At 72.2% G+C, this 17129-nt stretch carries 14 protein-coding genes and 1 pseudogene; 5 read left to right on the top strand and 10 right to left on the bottom strand.

The genetic code is table 11. From position 1 onward, the window contains the following. Positions 1–29: 29 nt before the first annotated feature. The 4 genes from NAEX_RS00740 to NAEX_RS00725 all read right to left on the bottom strand — a co-directional run bounded on the left by NAEX_RS00740 (position 30) and on the right by NAEX_RS00725 (position 3806). Positions 30–500, bottom strand: coding sequence for a hemerythrin domain-containing protein (locus tag NAEX_RS00740; protein WP_096325607.1), 471 nt, complete (start codon positions 498–500; stop codon positions 30–32). Positions 501–603: 103 nt separating this feature from the next. Further along, positions 604–1407, bottom strand: coding sequence for an endonuclease/exonuclease/phosphatase family protein (locus NAEX_RS00735; protein ID WP_096325606.1), 804 nt, complete (start codon positions 1405–1407; stop codon positions 604–606). An 18-nt stretch (positions 1408–1425) separates the two neighbouring features. Beyond that, complete coding sequence (locus NAEX_RS00730; RefSeq protein WP_096325605.1) at positions 1426–2850, bottom strand: phytoene desaturase family protein; 1425 nt, start codon at positions 2848–2850, stop codon at positions 1426–1428. After that, positions 2823–3806 (bottom strand): SDR family NAD(P)-dependent oxidoreductase, encoded by a 984-nt coding sequence (locus NAEX_RS00725; RefSeq protein ID WP_170135344.1) that lies wholly within the window; start codon positions 3804–3806, stop codon positions 2823–2825. The genes NAEX_RS00730 and NAEX_RS00725 overlap by 28 nt, the downstream gene beginning before the upstream one ends. 326 nt (positions 3807–4132) lie before the next feature. On the opposite strand from NAEX_RS00725, the gene NAEX_RS00720 reads away from it, so the two are divergent. Then, the gene (locus NAEX_RS00720; protein WP_170135343.1) at positions 4133–5473 is read left to right on the top strand and encodes a sensor histidine kinase; all 1341 of its coding nucleotides are present in this window, start codon (positions 4133–4135) and stop codon (positions 5471–5473) included. 67 nt (positions 5474–5540) lie between these two features. Here NAEX_RS00720 and NAEX_RS00715 read toward each other — a convergent pair whose 3' ends face one another. Further along, positions 5541–6710: a zinc-dependent alcohol dehydrogenase gene (locus NAEX_RS00715; RefSeq protein WP_096325602.1), complete on the bottom strand. Its 1170-nt coding sequence runs from the start codon at positions 6708–6710 to the stop codon at positions 5541–5543. Between the two features lie 142 nt (positions 6711–6852). Here NAEX_RS00715 and NAEX_RS00710 point away from each other — a divergent pair, with 142 nt between their 5' ends. Next, positions 6853–7374, top strand: coding sequence for an inorganic diphosphatase (locus tag NAEX_RS00710; RefSeq protein ID WP_170135342.1), 522 nt, complete (start codon positions 6853–6855; stop codon positions 7372–7374). Between the two features lie 9 nt (positions 7375–7383). Here NAEX_RS00710 and NAEX_RS00705 read toward each other — a convergent pair whose 3' ends face one another. The 3 genes and pseudogenes from NAEX_RS00705 to NAEX_RS53610 form a co-directional block, all read right to left on the bottom strand. Further along, positions 7384–8649 (bottom strand): lipase family protein, encoded by a 1266-nt coding sequence (locus NAEX_RS00705; protein WP_170135341.1) that lies wholly within the window; start codon positions 8647–8649, stop codon positions 7384–7386. 164 nt (positions 8650–8813) lie between these two features. Beyond that, the gene (locus tag NAEX_RS00700; protein ID WP_170135340.1) at positions 8814–10283 is read right to left on the bottom strand and encodes a hybrid sensor histidine kinase/response regulator; all 1470 of its coding nucleotides are present in this window, start codon (positions 10281–10283) and stop codon (positions 8814–8816) included. Positions 10284–10453: 170 nt separating this feature from the next. Further along, positions 10454–11732, bottom strand: a pseudogene (locus NAEX_RS53610) (ATP-binding response regulator); the annotation flags it as partial. Positions 11733–12120: 388 nt separating this feature from the next. Here NAEX_RS53610 and NAEX_RS00690 point away from each other — a divergent pair. Continuing rightward, entirely contained in the window at positions 12121–12327 is a 207-nt protein-coding gene (locus NAEX_RS00690; protein WP_096325599.1) for a CsbD family protein, read from the top strand. Positions 12328–12435: 108 nt separating this feature from the next. Here NAEX_RS00690 and NAEX_RS00685 read toward each other — a convergent pair whose 3' ends face one another. Then, on the bottom strand, positions 12436–13911 hold the full coding sequence (locus tag NAEX_RS00685) for a thrombospondin type 3 repeat-containing protein (protein WP_096325598.1): 1476 nt from the start codon (positions 13909–13911) through the stop codon (positions 12436–12438). A 544-nt stretch (positions 13912–14455) separates the two neighbouring features. Between NAEX_RS00685 and NAEX_RS49355 the strand changes: the two genes are divergently transcribed. Then, positions 14456–15016 (top strand): hypothetical protein, encoded by a 561-nt coding sequence (locus NAEX_RS49355; protein ID WP_096325597.1) that lies wholly within the window; start codon positions 14456–14458, stop codon positions 15014–15016. 118 nt (positions 15017–15134) lie between these two features. Here NAEX_RS49355 and NAEX_RS00675 read toward each other — a convergent pair whose 3' ends face one another. After that, positions 15135–16001 (bottom strand): oxidoreductase, encoded by an 867-nt coding sequence (locus NAEX_RS00675; protein WP_096325596.1) that lies wholly within the window; start codon positions 15999–16001, stop codon positions 15135–15137. Between the two features lie 97 nt (positions 16002–16098). On the opposite strand from NAEX_RS00675, the gene NAEX_RS00670 reads away from it, so the two are divergent. Continuing rightward, a complete protein-coding gene (locus NAEX_RS00670; RefSeq protein WP_096333471.1) occupies positions 16099–17001 on the top strand; it encodes a LysR family transcriptional regulator in 903 nt (300 codons plus the stop codon). The last annotated feature ends 128 nt before the right edge of the window (positions 17002–17129 follow it).

Below are 17129 nucleotides of genomic sequence, written 5' to 3'. Positions count from 1 at the left end.
CCCGACCGCGAATCATCGCAGTCGGGCGATCACGCCGCGGCCTCGGGTTCGACCCGCGATTGGAGCGCCTCGAAGGTCTCGGCCAGGGTGCGCGCCTGGTCGTCGTCGAGGAGCTCCTCGACCGCGGCGAAGAGCTTGTCCTCCTCGAATTCGACGTGCTCGGTGACGCTGCGGGTGAGCGCCTCGATCTTCGCGCCCCACTCGGCGTCGTCGGCCCGCATCGCCTCGAGCTCCGCGAGCTGCTGACGGACCTGCGAATGGTCGCGCTCGGCGTCCTTGGCCAGCGCCTTGCCCTCGGCGTCGCCCCGGGCGAAAATGTCGTAGAACACCGCCTCCTCGGCCCGCGCGTGGCGCTCGAGCGCGTCGCGGACCTCGGCGAACAGCTGCTGCCCGCGGGCGACGTCCTGCTCGCGCGACAGCGCGTCGAGCTGCTCCGCGATGGCGCGGTGCTGGTCGCGGATCACCTGGTAGATGGTGGGGTCTTGAGCGGATTCGATCATCGGGCCCGTTCATGACACGGGCGATCGGATGGGGCCAGTCGAATCACGCCCGTCCGCCGAACATCGTCCGCTCCTGTGATTCCGCCGACTGCGCCGATTGTGGTCAGCGGGGCGCGGACTGGCGAAAACCCTGGTCTGTTGATTCCGCGACGTCCGCCCGCTCGTCGCCGCCGGCGAGCCGCGCGAGCACGCCGGCGTGGTCCGAGGCCCGCCGCTCGCCGGGGCCGTCGAGGACCCGCGAGACGTCGCAAAGCCGCGAGGCGAGCCCGCGATCGAGCAGCACATAATCGATGCGTTTGCGCAGCGCGCCGCGCTCGTAAAAGGTGTGACCCGCGGCGTCGGGGCGCAGCGCGGCCCAGGCGTCGACGAGGCCGGCGTCCAGCAGGCGGGCGAGCGCGTCGCTGGTCGGGGTCTGGTTGAAGTCGCCGACGACGAGCTTCGGGCCGGCGAGCGCGGCGAGGTACGCGAGCAGCTCGTCGACGTTGTCGCGCGCCTGATCCTCGATCCACGACAGGTGCGCGCACACCACGTGCAGCGGCCCGCGGGGCCAGGCGAACTGGCCGTGCAGCAGCACGCGGTCGAACGGGTCGTCGTCGCCGCGGCGCGACAGCGGGCGGACGCGGACGGTGAGCGCGGGCACCTTCGACAGGAACGCGAGGCCCTGCTCGCGTCCGTCCGCGTCTCGCGCCGCCGGGCGGTACGCGACGACGTAGCCGCCGACGTCGCGCGCGAGCTGGGTCGCCTGATCGTCGCCGGCCTCGATCGCCGGGTCGCGCGCGACCGCCTGCAGGGCGACGAGGTCGGGCCGCTGGTCGGCGAGCATGGCGGCGACGAGGGGCCGGCGAGCGCTCCACGGGCCGTGCGCGTCGCCGTAGCCGCCCAGGTTGAAGGACAGGATCCGCGTCATGGCCGACAAGGTGACCGATCACGCGAGCACGCGCGCGAGCACGCTGCGCGCGCAGGCGTGGCCGCACATCCCGTGGACCCCGCCGCCCGGCGGCGTCGACGACGAGCAGAGGAAGATGTCGGGCGCGGGGGTGGTGTACGGATCGGCGCGGACGAGCGGGCGAAAGAACAGCTGCTGCAGATCGGCGAGGCCCCCGTTGATGTCGCCGCCGACGTAGTTGGGGTTGTAGCGGGCGATGTCGACGGCGTTACGGGCCGAGCGGGCGAGGACGACGTCGCGGAAGCCGGGGGCGAAGCGCTCGATGTGCGCTTCGATCCGTGAGCCGACGTCGATCGCCGAGCCGTGCGGCACGTGGCAGTAGGCCCAGGCGGTGTGCATGCCCGGCGGCGCGCGGCCGGCGTCGAACAGGCTCGGCTGGGCGAGCAAGACGAACGGCTCGGCCGCGACCTCGCCGCGGTGGACGCGGACGATGGCGTCGCTCACGGTCGCGAGGGAGCCCGAGAGGTGGACGGTGCCGGCGCGCGCACAGGCCGGGTCGCGCCAGGGGATCGGCGCGCGCAGGGCCCAGTCGAGCTTGTAGACGCCGGGGCCGTAGCGGAACCGGCCGAGCCGGCGCAGGTACGACGGCGGCAGGCGGCCGGCGGCGATCGTCGCCAGGCGCCGCGGCGAGACGTCGAACAGGTAGGCGCGGGCCGGCGGCAGCTCGGAGATGTGGGCGACGTCGTGGTTCAGCTCGAGCTCGCCGCCGAGCTCGCGCAGGTGAGCGACCAGCGCGTCGATGATCGCCTGCGAGCCGCCGCGGGCGAGCGGCCACCCGACCGCGTGCGCGGCGAGCGTCAGCACCAGGGCGAACGCGGCCGTGCCGGGGGCGTCCAGCGGGACCATCGCGTGGCCGGCGATCCCCGCCAGCAGCGCGCGCGCGGGCTCGTCGGCGAAGCGCCGCGCGAGGCCCTGCATCGACCGCAGGCCGTGGAGCCCGAAGCGCGCCAGCAGCAGCGGTTCGGCGGGCCAGCGCAGCGGGCCGAGGATCATCGGCAAGAGCGCGTCGAAGCGCTCGACGAACGGCTCGACGAGGTCGCGGTACGCCTCCGCGTCGGCGCCGAACTGCGCCGCGGTCTCGGCGATCGACCGCTCGAGCCGCACCGCGCGGCCGTCGTCCAGCAGGTGCACGAGCGGGGTCGGCGGATCGATCCACGCCAGACCGTGACGCGCGAGCGGCAGGGTGCGGAAGTACGGCGAGGCGACGCCGAGCGGGTGGATCGCCGCGCAGGGATCGTGGACGAAGCCGGGCAGCGTCAGCTCGGCCGAGCGGCAGCCGCCGCCCGGGGTCGCCCGCGCCTCGACGACGAGCGCCCGGCGACCGGCGCTGGCGAGAGTGATCGCCGCGGCCAGGCCGTTGGGCCCGGCGCCGACGATCACGGCGTCGTACGCGTCACGTGCCATTGCTTCAGGCGGTGGCGGGCGGCGTCGACCTCGATGCGCAGCAGCTCGCGCGCGGCCCAGGCGAGGAACGCGGGGGTGCCGAGCCGCGGCGGGCGGCGGCCGTGGATCGCGGACGCTTCGGCGGGCGGGCGGAACAGGTTGCCCGCGGCCGGCGGTTCGTCGACCCCGAGGTGAAACCGCCCGAGCGCGCGGTAGAGCAGCCGCTCCATGGTGCGCGGGAAGACGCGGTGGAGCACCAGCCCGAGCTCGGCGATCCGCGGCACGAAGCGCTGGCGCCGGGGGTGGTCGACGAGGTCGGCGACCGCGCGCGCGACCTTGTCCGGCGACTGCACCGGCGGCATGGCGTTGACGTGGCGGCCGAGGTCGTTGGCCGCGACCTGGAAGTGCGGGGTGTCGATCGCGTAGGGGAAGACGGTACACACGTGGATGTCGGGGTACTCGGCCAGCTCGACGCGCAGCGCCTCGGACAGCCCGTGCAGCGCGAACTTGCTGATCACGTACGAGGGCACGAAGGCGTGGCCGATCTTGCTGAGCACCGAGCCGATGTTGATCAGCGTGCCGTGTCGCTGGCGGCGGAACACCGGGACCACCGCGCGCACGCCGTGCAGCGCGCCGTGGAGGTTGGTCTCGATCACCTGCCGGTGGTCCGCCAGCGACCCGCCCTCGAGCGGGGCGAACAGGGTGACGCCGGCGTTGTTGATCCACGCGTCGATGCGGCCCCACTCCGCCAGCGTCTCCTCGGCCAGCCGCATCACCGCGTCCTCGCGGGTGACGTCGGTCGGGACCACCAGCGCCTCGCCGCCGCGCTCGCGGCAGCCCGCGGCGGTGCGCTCGAGCTCGTGCTCGCGGCGCGCCGCGACGGCGACCCGCCAGCCGCGCGCGGCCAGCTGATACGCGGTGGCCCGCCCGAGCCCGCTCGACGCGCCGGTGACGACCGCGACCCTCGATTCGCCCACGCGTCTCATGATCGGCAGTATGCGGGCGATTCGCCGGCGCGCCAGCGCGGGGCGGCGGGGTCAGCCAACCACGATATGCTCCTGAGGACATGTCCGATCGGCAATCACAGCACGCCGGCGGCACGACGAGCCGGGCGGCGTCGGGGCGGCCTCGGCCGGCGGCACCGGGCTCTCCGGGGTTTTTCCGGGGCAGAGTGCGGCCGGCGTCTCCCGCGCTGCTCCCGGCTCGCGTGGCCCATGGATCCCCTCGGCGCGGCCTCCGGGCGGTCGCCGTGGAGCGCGGGGGGAGCGCGTTCGGCAATTGTGGCGGATTGACCACACTCTCGATGACACGATTTGCCGTGCGCACCATGGTCGAGGAGCCCGACACCGGCGGAGAGCGCCCGCCCGACCCGCCGCTGTTCGTGGCGCTGACGCGGCTGCTCGCGCTGCCGGTGACGTCGGTGCGGGAGACGCTCACGGCGGCCTGCGAGGTGCTGTCGACGGTGCTCGAGACCGACAAGATCGACGCGTTCCTGCACGACGCCGGCAGCGATTCGCTGGTGGCCGTCGGGACCAGCGACTCGCCGATGTCCCGCCACCAGCGCGCCATCGGCCTCGACCGCCTGCCGCTGGCCAACGGCGGGCGCTCCGTCGAGGTGTTCCAGACCGGCAAGCACTACTTCTGCGACGACGTGCTGGCCGACGGCGGGGAGCTGCCGGGGATCCGCCTCGGCCTGAAGGTGCAGTCGGCGATGGGCGTGCCGATCGAGATCCAGGGCAAGCGCCGCGGGGCGCTGTCAATCGCGTCCGGGGCCCGGAACAAGTACCGGTGGAGCGACCTCGAGTTCCTGGCCGCGGTCGCCCACTGGGTCGGGGTCGTGACGCACCGCGCCGAGTTGGTCGAGGAGGCCACCCGCGCGGCTGCCGAGCGCGCGCGCCAGCGGACGGCGGAGGAGCTGGTGTCGGTCGTGGCCCACGACCTGCGCAACCTGGTGACGCCGCTGGCGGCGCGGCTGCACGTGCTGACCGCGCGCGCGAAGCGTGAGGCGCGGGCGGCGGACATCGCCGAGCTGAGCAAGGCGACCCACGCGGTCGAGCGGCTGGAGCGGGTGCTGAGCAACCTCCTCACCGTCGAGCGGATCGAGCGCGGCCTGTTCGATTTGAAGCTGGAGGTCGTCGACCTGGTCGAGCTCGTCCGCGCCTCGGCGGGGCTGTTCGCCACCGGCGGCGTGACGATCGAGATCGAGGCGCCGCCGCAAGTGCTCGTGCGCGCCGACCCCGACACGTTGCGCCAGGCGCTCGAGAACCTGCTGCACAACGCCACCTCCCACTCGCCGGAGGGGACGCCGCTGGCGCTGACGGTCCGCAGCGAACGGTTGGACGGGGCCGACCGGACCGTGGTCCGCGTCCGCGACTTCGGCCCCGGCATCCCGGCCGAGCTCCGGCCGACCCTGTTCGACCGCTTCGCCGTCGGCCCGCAGTCCCTCGGGCTCGGCCTCGGCCTCTACCTGGCGCGCAGCCTCGTGCAGGCGCACGGCGGCTCGCTGGAGATCGAGGACCCCGACGGACCCGGCGCCTGCTTCCGCCTGGCGCTGCCGCTGTACGAGCCCCCGACTCGCGAGGCGGACGAGGCGGGCGAGGCGGCGGACGAGGCGGGCGAGGGCCCGCGGAGAGCACAGGAATGAAAGGGCATGTCGCGGAGGACATGCCCTGAAAACCATGTTTGAGAGGACATGCCCGGACGGGCGCTGCTCACGGCTTCAGCACGACCTTGATGCAGCCTTCCTTCTTGTGCTGGAAGATGTCGTAGCCCCTCGGCGCCTCCTCGAGGTGGAGCCGGTGGGTGATGATGAAGGACGGGTCGATCTCGCCGGCGCCGATCCGCTCGAGCAGGGCCGGGGCGTAGCGGTGCGTGTGCGTCTGGCCCATCTTCAGCGTCAGCCCCTTGTTGAAGGCGGCGCCGAACGGGAAGTGGTCGATGGGGCCGCCGTAGACGCCGGGGACCGAGACGGTGCCGCCCTTGCGGCAGGCCATCACGGCCTGGCGCAGCGCGGTCGGGCGGTCCGGCTGCAGCCCGACGGCCTGCTTGACCCGGTCGTACCAGAACTCGAGCCCGTGGCCGTGCGCCTCCATGCCGACGGCGTCGATGCAGATGTCCGGTCCGCGCCCGCCGGTGAGCTCCTTGAGGACCTCGATGACGTCGGACTTCTCGTAGTCGATCGCGGTGGCGTCGCACTTCGTCCGCGCCAGCTCGAGCCGCTCGGGGAAGCGGTCGATCGCGATCACCCGCTCGGCGCCGAGCATCTTCGCGCTCTTGAGCGCGAACAGCCCGACCGGCCCGCAGCCCCACACCGCGACCACGTCGCCCGGCTGGACCCCGCAGACGTCGACGGCCATGAAGCCGGTGGAGAAGATGTCGCCGATGAACAGCACCTGCTCGTCGCTGAGGTCGCTCTCGACCTTGACGTGGTTGACGTCGGCGAACGGCACCCGCACGTACTCGGCCTGGCCGCCGGGGTAGCCGCCGAACATGTGCGAATAGCCGAACAGCCCGGCCGGGGCGGCGCCGAATTGCTTGATCGCCAGGGCGGCGTTGGGGTTGCTGCGGTCGCACAGCGACCACAGCTGCCGCTTGCAGAAGAAGCAATCGCCGCAGCTGATGTTGAACGGGACGACCACGCGGTCGCCCTTCTTGACGTCGCGGACCTCGCGGCCGACCTCGACGACCTCGCCCATGAACTCGTGGCCGAGGACGTCACCCTTCTGCAGGGTCGGAATGAGCCCGTCGTAGAGGTGGAGGTCTGAGCCGCAGATCGCGCAAGCCGTGACCTTGACGATCATGTCCTTGGCGTCCGCAAGCTGGGGATCGGGGACGGTCTCGACCCGCACGTCGCGGGCCCCATGGTAGCGCAGTGCTTTCATGGCGGAGGCATGACTCGAGTGCCGCCTGGACGGTAGGCCGAGGGGGAATTATGTCGACTGCGGCCTCATCCGTATGCGCATTGCCGCCGTACGGATGAGTCCGGCGATTCGACGGCGACACGGCGGGTGCTATGAGTCGAGCATGGCGCGGGACAGGTTCGCACGGATCCCGGCGTTCGTCGCCGACGACGTCCACGTCGTCATCGAGTCGCCGGCCGGCAGTCGCAGCAAGTACAAGTGGGACCCCGCGCTGGACGCGTTCACCCTGCACAAGGTGCTGCCGGCCGGCATGGCGTTCCCGCTCGAGTTCGGGTTCGTCCCCGGCACGAAGGGCGCCGACGGCGACCCGCTCGACGCGCTGGTCCTCACCGACGAACCGACGTTCGCCGGCTGCCTGGTGCGGGCCCGGCTCCTCGGGGTGATGACGGCCGAACAGACGGCTCAAGGCGAGGAGCCGGTCCGCAACGACCGCTTCCTCGCCGTCAGCGCGGCCTCGCGGACCTACGAGCGATTGCAGGGGGTGCAGGACATCAGCCCGCGCGCCCGGACGGAGCTCGAGCAGTTCTTCGTCCACTACAACGAGCTCTTCGGCCGGCGATTCCGGGTGCTCGGCATGCTCGGCCCCGAGGCGGCTCGCTCGCTCCTCGAGGCGGGGCAGAAGTAGCACCGCCGCTCAGCTCGCGGCCGACACGCCGGCCTGCTTGGCGAAGGCGGCCTCGACCATGGCCGCGACCTTGTCGGCCTGCGGATCGCCAGGGCCGTTCGGCGCGTCGACGACGGCGTCGCCGACCTGGATCTTCCGCGGCGTGCGGCTCTGCAGCGCCCGCACGAAGTCGTCGGCGCTGGCGGACTTCTGCGCGATCGCCATGAGCTCGGGGGAGAGGTTGACGGGCCGCTGCGGATCCGCCGGCATCCACTCCTTCTTGTATTGGAACCAATCGTAGTAGGCCGGGATATGCTGGTGCCCGAGCTGCTGCAGGTACTGGGTGAAGGTGTCGAGGTTCGACCCGGTGTAGCACGACGGGTCGTACTTGCCCGCGCGCGCCTCGAGGTTGGGCAGCGGCGCATAACCTTGGCCCAGGGCCAGCAGCCGGAACACGTCGAGGAGCAGCTTCAGCAGGATGTAGGAGGCGTCGGCCTTGGGCGGCGCGAGGTCGGGCGCGTAGAGCTTGGCGAGCTCGGAGAGCGAGGGCTCGCCCAGCTCCTGCCACGCGTGCGGGACGACGTCCATGGTGTTGTAGCAGGGCCGGAGCTGCGCGCCGAGCTTGACGCCCGAGTAGACCGCGAACTCGAGGTTGCCGGCGGTGGGACCGGCGTACGCCTGCGCGCCGATCACCGCGTTCTTCTTGGGATCCCAGGGGAACAGCAGGCCCTGGGCGGTATCCGCGAGCCACAGCGCGACCGTGGGGGCGAGGGCGCCGCCGAGGCTGTGGCCGGCGACGGTGATCTGCACGTTCTGGCCGACGATGGTCCGCAGGAATTCGACCAGCGTGGTGCCCGCGCCCGGCAGCCGGGGGGCAGGCTTCACGGACTGGAGGTTGAGCAGGCCGATCGCGGAGCCGAGCGAGATCTTGGCGCCCACCGCCGCGAGGTTGTAGAGCCAGGGCACCTGCTTGAAGACGAAGCAGTCCTCGATCAGCGAGTCGGCCGTCGACTTGAAGTTGGTGCCGGCGATGGCGATGACGTACTGCGCCGGCTGGTCGACGTTCTGCACGACGTACATGAGGTTCTCGCTGTACGCCTGGTTCCCCGGCTGCACGACGACGCCGGGGCCCCACACGATCCGCCACTGACCGATGATGCCGGCAGCGTTGGTGAGGGCCTGGCCGATCTGCTTGGCTGCTTGCAGGCCGAGGTCCTGGCCGGCCGAGCTCTGGACGGCGTTGGCGAACATCGAGAGGGCGAAGGTCTGAACTTGAGAGGGAAAGTCGGTGGTCATGATGGTGCCTCGGAGCGGTGATGAGCGACCGGCGCGGCCTTGATGCCGCCGCCAGCCGCTCGACGCCGGTAGAGAGCGCCGACCCCCGGTCCGCGATCCAAAAAGTTTTCGAGCTTCTCGCGCCGGTCGTCTTCGCGCCCCGAGTCGCTCGCGCGCGGCGAACATCAGGGCGAGCGGATCAAGCGCGCGGCGGTCGCGAGCAGGCGGCCGAGCTTGACCGGCTTGGGGATCAGGATCGTGCCCGCGGGCGCGCGCGTCGGGTCGGAGGTCGACACGATCACGGGGATCCGCGCCAGCTCGGGGGCGGCCCGCATCGCCTGATAGACCTGCCCGCCCTCGAGCAGCGGCATCACCAAATCGAGGATCACGAGGTCGGGCTTGACGCGGGCGTGGAGCAGTACATCGAGCGCCTCGCGCCCGTCGGCCGCGGTGATCGTCGCGTAACCCTCGCCCTCGAAGGCCTCGCGCAGGCTCTCGCGCGTAACCTCGTCGTCGTCCGCGATCAGCACGGTGTGGCCGCGCGGCGCGAGCTCGGCGTGGACCGGCTCGGGCGAGACGCGCGGCAGACGGAGCGTGAACACGGTGTGGGTGTCCTCGCCCGAGACGACCGCCACCGTGCCGCCGTGGGCCTGGGCGATCTGCTGGGCGATGTAGAGGCCGAGCCCGAGGCCGCGGGCGCCGCTGCGCGACGCATGGTGGCGCCCGCGGAACGGATCGAACAGCACCGGCAAGAGCTCGGACGGGATGAGGCCGCGGTTGTGGATCTCGACCGCGACCTGGTGACCGTCCTCGAACGCGCGGATCCCGACCGGCGCGTCCGGCAGGCCGTGCTGGAGCGCGTTGCCGATCAGGTTCGACAGCGCCTGGACCAGGCGGTCGGGGTCGCCGGCGGTGACGGTGTCGCCGTGGAGCTCGACCCGGACCTCGCGCTGCGAATGCGTGGTGCGCAGCTCGTCGACGGCGCGCTGCACCAATTCGACGACGTCGATCCGCTTGCGCGCGCGCGCGAAGCCGAGGCCGCCGGCCAGCCGCGCCCGCGTCCGGTCGAGCAGCTGCTCGATCATCTCGTTCATGCGGAGGCCCGATACGAACATCCGCCGCAAGATCCCGCGCTGGTCCTCGTCGCTCACCAATTGCTCGAGGATCTCGGTGCCGGTCTGGATCGCCGACAGCGGCGTGCGCAGGTCGTGGCCGAGGATCCCGACGAACATCTCGTTGAGGCGCAGCGCGTGGGTGCAGTCGCGCCGCTGCTTCGACAGCTCGAAGAACACGTCGGCCTTGCTCCGCAGCACCCGCGGGTCGATCGGCTTGTGCAGGAAGTCGACCGCGCCGGACTCGTAGCCCTGGAACACCCGCTCGCTGTCGCGCGCCCCGGCGGTGACGAAGATGATCGGCACGTTCTTGGTGCGCTCGGTGCCTCGCATCAATTCGGCCAGCTCGAAGCCGTCCATCCCCGGCATCTGCACGTCGAGGAACGCCAGCGCGACGTCGTGGACGAGCAGCAGCTCGAGCGCCTCGAAGCCGCTGCGCGCGGTCAAGATGTTGAGCCCGTCGCGCCGCAGCAGCGCCTCGAGGGCGATGAGGTTCTGCTCGGTGTCGTCGACGAGGAGGAAGTTGATGGGCTCGAGGTTCATGTCGCCTCCCCGGAACGCGTGGGCGCGGCGAGCCGCGCGAGCAAGACGCCGATGACGGCCGCCGGCGCCGCGTGGTCGATGGCGGCCCGCTGCAGCGCGGCCGCCGGCATGGTCGGGACCCCGGCCGTGGCCGGCGACTCGGCGAGGCAGCTCGCGCCGTCTTCGGCCATGGCCTTGGCGGTGAGGGCGATGCGCTGCCGCTCCGGCGGGAGGTTGGTCTCGACCTGATGGAGGAACAGGGTGACCTCGTCGAGCAGCCGCTCCGGCGAGCGCGCGCCCTTGATGATGATGGACTGCGAGTACCGCCCGAGCTCCTGCTCCTCGGCGCGGCTGATCGCCCGCCCGGTGTAGACGATGACCGGCGGGAACCCGTACTGCTGGCCCTGGGCCATCTCCTGCAGCAGCTGGAAACCTGGCCGATCGGGCAGGCTGAGGTCGAGGACCATGCAGTCGAAGGTGGTGGTGCGCAAGGCGCGGAGAGCGTCGGCCGCGGTGCCCACCGGCACGGTCTCCACGTCGTCGGCCGCGAGCAGCTTGCAGGTGCTCTCGCGGTGGACGACGTCGTCCTCGACCACGAGCACGCGCCGCAGCCACTGGGTGGCCTTCGACGCGAGCCGCCGCAAGGCCTCGACGAGCTGCTCGCGGACGACGGGCTTGATCGCGTAGGCGACGGCGCCCATCTCGAGCGCGGTGCGGGTGTGATCGGTGGCGGAGATGACGTGCACCGGGATGTGCCGGGTCGCGGGGTCGTGCTTGAGCGCGTCGAGGACGCTGAGGCCGGAGCGGTCGGGCAGGGAGACGTCGAGGACGATCGCGCTGGGCCGCTGCTGACGCGCCAGCGCGAGGCCCTCCTCGGCGGTGTTGGCGATGAAGGGGTGGAAGTCGAGCTCGCGGGCGAGGCCGGCGAGGATCCCGGCGAACGCGGGGTCGTCCTCGACGACGAGGATCGATCGCGCCGGGGCCGGCGCGGGCGGCGGCGGAGGCGACGCGAGGGCACGGGCGCCGGGGCAGGCGGCGGCGCGAGGGTCGGGGCCGGCGCGGGCGCGCGGCCGGGGAGCTGCGCCGGAATGGTGAGGGTGAAGGTGCTGCCGCGACCGACGACGCTGGCGACGGTGAGCTCGCCGCCGAGCAGGCGCGCCAGGTCGCGCGAGATCGACAGGCCGAGGCCGGTGCCGCCGTACTTGCGGACAGTCGTGCCGTCGGCCTGGCGGAAGGCCTCGAAGATCAGCTCCTGCTGATCGGGCGGGATGCCGATGCCGGTGTCGGTGACGGCGAAGGCGACCGCGCCGGCCCCGGCGGCGCGCACCGTCAGGCTGACGCCGCCGTGCCCGGTGAACTTGAGCGCGTTCGAAGGAGGTTGCGCAGGATTGGGGCCAGCCGCGTCGGATCGGTGTGGATCGTGGTCGGCGCGCCGCGCTGCACGTCGAGGTCGAGCGCGAGCCGCCGGTCCATCCGTCGCACGAAGCATGATTCGGGCGGGTCATGCAGCGCCGCGGAGCGCCGCGGCGCGGGTGATGTTTCGCATGACGACGAATCAAGGTTGCGGCGACGATGGGTGGCTCGCTTGCGGGCCAGGCGTTACCCCCGCCTCCACGCCCGTACTCCCCGCGCAAGGACGCCGGCGCCGCCGCCGACGAGGATGGCACGGCCGAGCCCGCTGTGGCGGCATTCGTACGTGTGGGCTGCGTCATGCGCGCGAACGGAGGGAGGGCCGACGAGCGGCCCAATTCGACGCGCCGAAGAAGCCCGTCGGCGAGCGTCTGGCGGGGCTCGCCGACGCTAGTCGGGCGGGCGCCCGGCGCAACCGCGATCAGACTGCTGGGCGGAGAAACCGACCATGAACCGCGATCAGATTCAGGGCAAGTGGGAGCAGCTCAAGGGCAAGGCGAAGCAGTTCTGGGGGGACCTGACCGACGACGATTTCCTCAAGGCCGAGGGCAACGCCGACAAGCTGTGCGGGATCATTCAGGAGCGCTCGGGTGAGCGCCGCGAAGAGATCGAGCGCAAGCTCGGCTACAAGGCCGACAACAACAGCAACCTGTGACGATCGGCGCTCCGCGCCGCTCTGCGATGATTCGGCGCGCCTGCAGGTCCAAGGGGCCTGCAGGCGCGCCGCGTCGTCATGGGCGCTGCGATGATTCGCGGCCGGCGTTCAGGTGCCCGGGAGGCACATCAGCGCCGGGTCCCGCTGATCGGGGGCATACTCGCCGCTGCAGTACTCGCCATAGTTGTCCCACTGCATGTTCTGGTCGTCGACGTAGAGGGTGTTGTCGGGGTCGAACGAGAAGGGGCAGAGGTCGACGGGGTCGCCGATGCCGTCGAAGTCCTGGTCCCATTGCGGCATCAGGCAGAAGCTGGCCCACAAGGTCGCGAGGTCGACGGTGCCGTTCAACGGCTGGCCCTCCTGGGCGCAGCCGGGCGGGAGGGCGCCGACGCCGGGCTGCGCGAGGACCTTGGCGGGCAGCGGCACGGGGTTGCCGTCAGGGTCGAGGGTCGTGCCGGTCGCGCTCAGGCGGACGCAGCAATAGCCGTTGGCGCTGAGGTCGTAGAAGCCGAACGGGCGCGGGTCGGGCGTCTCGTCGCCATCGGAGTGGGTCTCGCAGTTCATGCCGACGAAGTCGCCGTCAAAGTCGTTCTCCTGCGACTGGCCTTGTTGGACCTGCTGCGGGTTCTGGGCGAACGGGCAGGTGTCGCAGATGTCGCCGACGTCGTCGGCGTCGGTGTCGACGTGACCGCACTGGCCGTGGATGCAGGTGCTGCCGGCGGGGCAGTCGGCGGCGTCGTCGCAGGCCTGTAGCGGCACGGGCTGGCGCGGGCAGCTGTCGTCCCCGTTGGCGAGGCCGTCCTGGTCGAAGTCGTCGTCCAGGCCGAAGCCGACCGGGCCGGCGGCGCCGGGCAGGATGGTGCCGGCGCAGGCGTCGCCGACGAGGTCGAAGTCGGCGTCGACCTGGCAGTCGGGGGAGTTGGAGATGACCGGATCGCCCAGCTCGAACGGGTCGAGGCCCTCGCCGTAATCGCCGCAGTTGGGGGTGCGCACGCAGTTGTCGCAGACGTCGCCGATGCCGTCGCGATCGCTGTCGACGGGGCTCGGGATGTTGCGAACCTTCATGCGCTCGGGGATGGGGACGCCGGGGATGTGGTAATGGGCGGCCGCTTGCGCGCACAGGTCGCAGTCGTTGCCGATGCCGTCCTTGTCGCTGTCGGCCTTGGGATGGCCGACCGGGAGGGTCGGGCACAGGTCGGCGACGTCGCCGAACCCGTCGCCGTCGACGTCCGACTGGTCGGGATTGAAATAGTCGGGGGCGTTGTCGCAGTGGAACATCCGGCCGTCGCCGTCGATGTCCAGCTCGCAGTCGGTGACCGGACCCTCGCAGCTCGGCAGCGGCTCGTCGCCGGTGGTGTCGGTGGTGGCCGGGTCGGCGGTCGTGCTCGGGCTCGAGGTCTGTTCGCCGGGGCCGGTGTCGCCGCCGGTGCTGCCGGGATCGACGGTGCCGCCGGGGTCGGTGCCGCCGGGGTCGGTGCCGCCGTCGGTCTCGAAGGGATCGAGCGCGACCGGCTTGCAGGCCCCGAGGGCGAGCAGCACGCAGCCGAGCAGGCGGTGCGGAGGACGAGCGAGGAGATGGGTCATGATGCTGCAGTCGCGCGAGCCGATCGCCGCGGCTCACGAATCGGCGGCTCGCGCCGGCGAACGAGCGGACCGGCGTCGGACCCGGGAGCCGGCGCCGCCCGGGCGAGCGACGGTGCGCGCGTCGCCGGTGATGACGCCGAGGGTCATGAGGCAGTCGGCGGCGCTCGTGACCGCGTGGCCGAGGTCGATGCGGCAGCCTGCCGCGGGGCGAGCCGGCGTCGAGGTCGACGAGTGGTCGGCGTGCCGGGTGCCGGGCGCTCGGAGATCGCACGAGCCGCTCGATCGAGGACGGGACGACGGATGGCCGGAAACTCACGCCCTGCAGGCGACAGGTGGGCGCTTCGGCGCGACGAAACGACGGCGTTCGCGGGGGGCCCCGAGCCGAACGAGCGTGATTGATAGGACCTGCCTGAACGGACATGTCAAAACTGGCGGGGTCGGGAGCGTTCGCCCGGGTGACCCCGCGCGGACGGTCGATGTAAGATCCGCCGCCCTCGCGGCCGGGGACACCCTGCGCACCCGAGGCCCCGGAGCAGACACGTCCATGCAACGCTCGCATCTCCTCGTCGCCCTCCTCTCTCTCTCCTCGCTCGTCGCCTGCGACGGCGACAAGTCCAAGGCCGAGCCGACGAAGGCGGCGGAGCCGGCGAAAACGGCGGAGCCGGCGAAAGCGGCGGAGCCGGCGAAGGCGGCGGAGCCGGCGACCGAGGCGCCCAAGGCGGCGCCGGGCGACGCGGCGGTCAGCAAGAACGACCGCAGCAAGGATCCCGCGTTCGCGCTCAAGCAGGAGGGCCACAACTACGTCGGCCTCGTGCTCGATCGCTGCCCCGAGGGCTTCCGGATCGCCGACCGCCTGCGCGAGGGCGAGCCCAAGCTCGAGGGCGACAAGCTGCTGCTCAAGCTGCAGTACGGCGGGTGCCCGAGGTGGGCCGGGTTCGCGGTGGTCCCGGGGCAGGGCTCGCCGTTGCCGTTCCATCTCTGCGAAGACGTCACCCACGACCCGTGCGAGCTGTACGGCCACAAGACGTGGGTGTTCGCCATCGGCGAGGCGCTCAAGAAGAACGGCGCCACCGCGGTCAAGTACGAGGTTCCGCCGGCGCAGTGAGGCGGGCGCTCGGGCGGAGCCCCTCGCGCCGCGCTCGTGGGCGCCGGGGTGAGGGCGCGGCGCGGCCGCGGTCGGCGAAGGCGGCCGAGGGCTGCTGCGGCACGCAGCCGCCGGTGGCTCAGGCCTGCGGATCGAGGTCGGTCGAGCGCGCCAGCGCTTCGGTGCGGTCGACGTCGGCGGCGATGAAGGCCAGCTTGGCGCGGATCTGGTCGACCGCGTCGCCGCCGAGCGGGAGGCGCAGCGGGACCTCGGGGCGGGCGACGACGTCGGCGATCACGCGCGCGGCCCTGGCCGGATCGCCGACCTGCTGGCCGTCGGTCTGCGACACCCACGAGCGCATCGCCCCGACGGTGCCGGCGTAGGCGTCCATCGCCGGCATGTGGCGGAAGGCGGGGCCGAACAGGGCGGTGCGGAAGGCCCCCGGCTCGACGACGAGGACGCGGACGCCGTGGGGCCGGACCTCGGCGGCGAGGCTCTCGGACACGGCCTCGAGCGCGTGCTTGGCGGCGCAGTAGGCCCCGAAGCCCGGCGCGGTGGTGATCCCGCCGACGCTGGTGATCTGCACGATGGTGCCGCTCCGGCGCGCGCGCATGTGCGGCAGGACCTCGCGGGTGGTCGCCACGGGGGCGAAGAACATCAGCTCCATCGTCGCCCGCACCGCGTCGTCGTCGGTCTCCTCGACGGCGCCGAGGATGCTAAAGCCGGCGTTGTTGACGAGGACGTCGATGCGGCCGAAGCGGGCCAGCGCGGCGGCCACGGCGGCGCGCACCTGCTCGGGGCGGGTGACGTCGAGCTCGGCGAGGTGGACGCGATCGGGGGCGCGGGCCGCCAGGTCGGCGAGCGCGTCGGGCTTGCGCGCGGTGGCGACGACGCGCTCGCCGCGGGCGATGACCTCCTCGACGAGGGCGCGGCCGAAGCCGGAGGACGAGCCGGTGACGAACCAGACCTTGGCGGGCTCGAGGGTGTTGTCGGAGTGGGTGCTCATGGCGGTCTCCTGCGGCCGGAAAGCTAGGCGGCCGGGCCGGGGAGGGGAAGCGCGGGAATTGCCGCTCGCTTTTCAGTTCTGCTAAAAAGTGGCGGCGATGCACGATCTGTCGGGTCTGACGGCGCTCCTGGTGGTGGCCGACAAGCGCAGCTTCACCGCCGCGGCGGCGGAGCTGCGGGTGACGCCGTCGGCGGTGAGCCAGAGCGTCCGTGCGCTCGAGGAGCGGGTCGGGGTGCGGCTCTTGCAGCGGACGACCCGGAGCGTCGGGCTGACCGAGGCGGGGACGCGCTTCGTCGCCCAGCTGCGGCCGGCGATGGCCGGGGTCGAGGCGGCGTTCGAGGCGCTCGACGAGGTGCGCGGGCGGCCGGCCGGGACGCTGCGCCTCAACGTGCCGCGCGTGGCCAGCCGCTGGGTGCTGGAGCCGATCCTGGCCCCGTTCCTGGCGGCGCACCCGGAGATCCGGCTCGACATCACGACCGACGACGGGTTCGCCGACATCGTCGCGCAGGGCTACGACGCGGGCGTCCGGATCGGCGAGATGCTCGACAAGGACGTGGTCGCGGTCCGCTTGACCGAGGACATGCGCCCGGCCGTGGTCGGCTCGCCGGGGTACTTCGCGACCCACCCGAAGCCGAGGCACCCGCGCGAGCTGCTCGCGCACGAGTGCATCAACTACCGCCGGATCACCAGCGGGGCGGTGTATCGCTGGGAGTTCACCGACAAGGGCCGCGAGATCAGCCTGGCGGTCGAGGGCCGGCTGGTCACGAACGAGTACGACGTGATGATGCGAGGGGCGCTCGACGGCGTCGGGCTGGCGTACCTGCTCGAGCCGTCGGTGACGGAGGCGCTGGCCGAAAAACGCCTGGTCCGGGTGCTCACGGCCTACTGTCCGCCGTTTCCGGGGCTCTTTTTGTACTACCCGAGCCGCACGCAGGTGCCGCCCAAGCTGCGCGCGCTGGTGGACTTCTTGCGGGCGCGGCGACGCGGGCCGGGGCGGTGAGGCGCCCGGCATCGGAGCGGGCGGCGCGGATCGATGATGTCTCTCGGGGCATGTCTCTTTAGGCATGTTTTTGAAGACATGGGTGAATGGACATGAACGCGAGGAGCGCGGCCGGAGGCGCGGCCGGA

The organism is Nannocystis exedens (assembly GCF_002343915.1).
In the GTDB taxonomy this organism is placed as follows: Bacteria; Myxococcota_A; Polyangia; order Nannocystales; family Nannocystaceae; genus Nannocystis; species Nannocystis exedens.
This window is presented reverse-complemented; position numbering and strand designations above follow the sequence as displayed.